The following is a 563-nucleotide window of genomic DNA, read 5'->3' on the forward strand; positions in this document are numbered from 1 at the left end:
ATGACAACGAATTAGGCGAAATGCAAGCCATGGTTAAGGCTGCTGATGATGAATTACGGAACGGGACCGGTGCTGGTGCTGACTTCCGTGACTGGCTCCACCTGCCAACCGAATATGATAAGGACGAATTTGCCCGGATTAAGAAGACCGCTAAGAAGATCCAATCTGACTCCGACATCTTAGTAGTAATCGGGATTGGTGGTTCTTACCTCGGTGCCCAAATGGCCATTGACTTCCTGCACAATACCTTCTACCAGGCTCAAAGTGCTAAGGACCGCAAGTACCCACTGGTAATCTTTGCTGGTAACTCACTGAGCTCAACTTATGTTCATGACTTACTCCAACTGATCGGGGACAAGGACTTCTCCGTTAACGTGGTTTCTAAGTCGGGGACGACGACTGAACCTTCAATTGCCTTCCGGATCTTCAAGAAGAAGTTAATTGAAAAGTACGGCCTGGAAGAAGCTAACAAGCGGATTTATGCCACTACAGACAAGGCCAAGGGTGCCTTGAAGACTGAAGCTGATGCCAATGGTTACGAATCCTTCGTGATCCCTGATGGC

The 563-nt window shown here is 48.3% G+C and carries 1 pseudogene; it reads left to right on the forward strand.

The annotated features are described in order from the left end of the window. Window positions 1-563, forward strand: a pseudogene (gene pgi, locus QOS07_RS09300) (glucose-6-phosphate isomerase); the annotation flags it as partial.

Origin of the sequence: Limosilactobacillus viscerum (genome assembly GCF_947387525.1) — a bacterium.
In the GTDB taxonomy this organism is placed as follows: Bacteria; Bacillota; Bacilli; order Lactobacillales; family Lactobacillaceae; genus Limosilactobacillus; species Limosilactobacillus viscerum.